We start from the raw sequence: 3,409 nt of genomic DNA, 5'->3' as shown, positions 1-3,409 counted from the left end.
TCGTAATAGCCTGGCGCGTAATAAGCGCCCGGAGCGCCATAATAGCCGTAACCCTCAGAAGCGAGGACGCCGCCGATGATTCCGCCCGCGACCGCGCCCGGGATGAAGCCGCCGCCGCCGTGCCGATGGCGGTAACCGCCGCCGTGCCAGGCCCCGCCGCCACCGCCGACGTGCGCTTGTGTTTGCACGCCACCCGCGCCGCGGACAGATGGCATCGGCGTGCCACCACCAACGGGACCGCCAACACGGGCACCCGGCGCACCGCCCGCAATGAAACGTCCGGTCGGCACGCCGCCGCCACCACGAACGCCGACGCCAACGGGACCAGCGACCGCGCCCCGGGTGGGCGGGGTCTGTGCCAAACTAGCGGCCGGCGTGGCCATCGCCAAAACCAGAGCCGTTAAGATAGCGGCACTCGACAGCTTACGATCGATCATTGTGGGCTCCGTTTCCCGGACCAGCCGGTGGTTTCATGTTGCTGCAACCTGTCAGGTCGGAACTGTACGCGGAATGAACGGATTCGACGCAAAGCTAGCTGGTCAGGCCCAAACTGGATAGCTCCGTGGTGATCGAGCGGCGCAAACCTCGACTTTACTGGACAAATCGGGCCCCGGCTGGCATCAGACCGGCAGTCGTTCTCGGACCAGCTGATGCTACGGGCTACGGCTACGCTTTCGGAGTTGGGACACTTGGCTGCATGAAACAGTTTCTGCTCAAGCTATTCACCTGGTGGAATGGCCAGACATTCGGCACGCAATTGTGGACCTGGCGCTTTGGTGAATTGGTCGGCACGGACGAGCAGGGCAATCGCTATTACCGCACCAAGGGGCGGAAGATTGATCCGACTCTCGGCTTCGAACGGCGCTGGGTGATCTACAACGGACTTGCTGAGGCCTCACGTGTGCCGCCGTCATGGCATGGTTGGCTGCATCACACGGTCGATATCGCCCCGACCGAACAGAGCTACACGCCGCGCGAGTGGGAAAAACCGCATGTGCCGAACATGACCGGTACCCCGGCGGCGTACCGTCCGGTAGGCTCCACGCTCGCAAGCGGGCAGCGCCCCAAGGCGACCGGCGATTACCAGCCGTGGACGCCCGGTAGCTGAACTGCAAACTGCAAAATTCTCCTGCAGCGTAGGCAAGCACCGCAACAGCCTGTGAACAACGGGAACAGCGGGGACATTTGCGTCTGTCTTGTTCGGCCTTGTTGAGTTGCTGACAGGTTCGTGGCTCAATGAGTCATCTTACGGAGATGGGAAACCATCGCGTCGGTTCGGGCAACAGATCGCGACTGCCCCGATGCGCAGCGGCTTCCGATCAGGACGTGGCCGGGAAATAGGCCCCCGGCGATGAGGTCCTGAGATCGCCCGTCAATGTGGAGCTGCCGTGAGACAGGAAAGGCCGTCTGGGCAACCAGGCGGCCTTTTTCTTTGCAGCTCGGGTTCTTTGCGATTGACTCAACCCAACCGCGCCGCCGCACGATCAACCGCCTCGGCGCGCCGCGCCTGTGACGGCGCAATCCTGCCCTTCTGCAGAGCCAGGATTTCGGGCGGCGCGCTGTCGGGCGAGCCGGCATTGAACGGCGGAGCCGGATTATATTCGAGCCCGAGCTGGATCGCCTCGGCGGTCTGACGGTCGATCATGATCGAGACCAGCGTCAACGCGAAATCGATGCCGGCGGTGACCCCGCCGCCGGTGACCCGGTTGCGGTCGACGCAGACGCGCGTTTTGGTCGGGATTGCACCAAATGCTGCCAGAAATTCCATCGCGGTCCAGTGCGTCGCCGCCTTATAGCCCTTCAGCAGGCCAGCCGCGCCCAACACCAGAGACCCGGTGCAGACGGAAGTGACGTATCTTGCACCCTTTGCCTGGCGACGGACGAAGTCCAGCACCTCCTCATCGTTGATCATCTCGTTGATGCCGAAGCCGCCCGGTACGCAGATCACGTCGAGCTGCGGGCAATCGTCAAAGGTGACGGTCGGGGTCAGCGTCAGCACGGAATCGCTGGGGACGGGCTCAATTCGTTTCCAGATCAAGTGCACTTGCGCGCCGGGCACACTCGAAAACACCTGCACCGGACCGGTGAGGTCGAGCTGCGTCACTCTTGGAAATATCACGAGGCCGATCTGGAGCGGAGCGGACATGGCGAACCTTTCGGAGATTTGGGTTTGCGAAGTTCTGCTTGACCGTGCGATCCTCGCATGATCGGCTTCCGTCCGAAATGGCATATTTCCCTCAATTCAGGACATTGGGAAGGACGCCGCCAAAATGATCGGCATCGTGGTATTTCCGGGCTTTCAGCTCTTGGATGCGGCGGGCCCGATTTCGGCGCTCGAAATTGCTGCCCGATTGGCGGGTACGCCGCCATCGATCAAGGTGTTGGCCGAGGTGCCGGGCCCGGTCCGCAGTTCCTCAGGCGTAGAGATGGTCGCGCGCAGCCTGAAAGCAGCGGGCCCGATCAGCACGCTCATCATTGCCGGCGGCGGAGGAGTCGAGCTCGCGGCGAAATCAGCGAATCTCCTGGCGTTCGTGCGCGCGATGGCCAGGCGCGGCATTCGCCTCGCGAGCGTCTGCTCCGGCGCTTACATTCTTGCTGAAGCCGGTCTGCTCGATGACCGCCGCGCCACCACGCACTGGCGGCGCACCCGACATTTTCTCAGCGCGTATCCCAAGGTGAAGCTCGAGCCTGACCGCATATTCGTTCGCGACGGCAACATCTGGAGTTCAGCCGGGATCACCGCCGGCATCGATCTGGCGCTTGCCATGGTGGCGGAAGATTTCGGCGACGAGATCGCCCAGAAGACCGCACGCGAGCTTGTCCTGTATCATCGCCGCAGCGGCGGCCAGTCGCAGTTCTCGTCGCTGCTGGAATTAAAAGCTCCAGGCGGCCGCTTCGGAGCACTATTGAGCTGGGCGCGCGAAAACCTCAAGGCGCCGCTCACGGTCGACGATCTGGCCGAACGGGCCGGCATGAGTTCGCGGCATTTCGCCCGTGCCTTCATCGCGGAGACGGGCACGACACCGTCGAAGGCGATCGAGCGGCTGCGGATCGAGGTGGCGCGTCAGCGGGTGCAATCTTCGACCGAGGCGATTGAACGCGTTGCGCAACTGACCGGTTTTCGCGATCCCGAGCGGATGCGCCGCGCCTTCATTCGCGCCTTTGGCCAGCCGCCACAATCAGTGCGCCGCGCGGCAAGGGCAGGTTAGGTAGCGCTTAGCCCTGGTGCATGAGTCCGAGTCGGCGTCCGAGCCATTCGGTTGTCGGCGCCTGGATCAGGATCGTCATCAAAATGGCAATGAAGGTAATGGACGCGATCATCTGCGCGCCAGGCGCTTTCATCCCGAGCAGCAGGCCGGCTAACGCGGCCGGAATAACACCGGTCTCGCGCGTCCAGCACATGAACAGC

5 protein-coding genes are annotated in these 3,409 nt (G+C 63.2%); 2 read left to right on the top strand and 3 right to left on the bottom strand.

Annotated elements, in window-relative coordinates; translation table 11 throughout:
* Positions 1-437, bottom strand: a 437-nt coding sequence (locus VJV58_RS15995; RefSeq protein ID WP_324138339.1) for a BA14K family protein, incomplete at its 3' end; no start/stop codon positions are given.
* A 260-nt stretch (positions 438-697) separates the two neighbouring features.
* Between VJV58_RS15995 and VJV58_RS15990 the strand changes: the two genes are divergently transcribed.
* Complete coding sequence (locus tag VJV58_RS15990; RefSeq protein WP_324138338.1) at positions 698-1,108, top strand: NADH:ubiquinone oxidoreductase subunit NDUFA12; 411 nt, start codon at positions 698-700, stop codon at positions 1,106-1,108.
* A gap of 351 nt (positions 1,109-1,459) precedes the next feature.
* Here VJV58_RS15990 and VJV58_RS15985 read toward each other — a convergent pair whose 3' ends face one another.
* The gene (locus VJV58_RS15985) at positions 1,460-2,146 is read right to left on the bottom strand and encodes a DJ-1/PfpI family protein (protein WP_324138337.1); all 687 of its coding nucleotides are present in this window, start codon (positions 2,144-2,146) and stop codon (positions 1,460-1,462) included.
* Positions 2,147-2,270: 124 nt separating this feature from the next.
* Here VJV58_RS15985 and VJV58_RS15980 point away from each other — a divergent pair, with 124 nt between their 5' ends.
* Complete coding sequence (locus tag VJV58_RS15980) at positions 2,271-3,209, top strand: GlxA family transcriptional regulator (protein WP_324138336.1); 939 nt, start codon at positions 2,271-2,273, stop codon at positions 3,207-3,209.
* Between the two features lie 7 nt (positions 3,210-3,216).
* Here VJV58_RS15980 and VJV58_RS15975 read toward each other — a convergent pair.
* Positions 3,217-3,409 (bottom strand): hypothetical protein (locus VJV58_RS15975; RefSeq protein ID WP_324138335.1); only part of this gene is annotated, 193 nt, incomplete at its 5' end.

It is taken from the genome of Bradyrhizobium sp., from assembly GCF_035273305.1.
Classification (GTDB): domain Bacteria; phylum Pseudomonadota; class Alphaproteobacteria; order Rhizobiales; family Xanthobacteraceae; genus Bradyrhizobium.
This window is presented reverse-complemented; position numbering and strand designations above follow the sequence as displayed.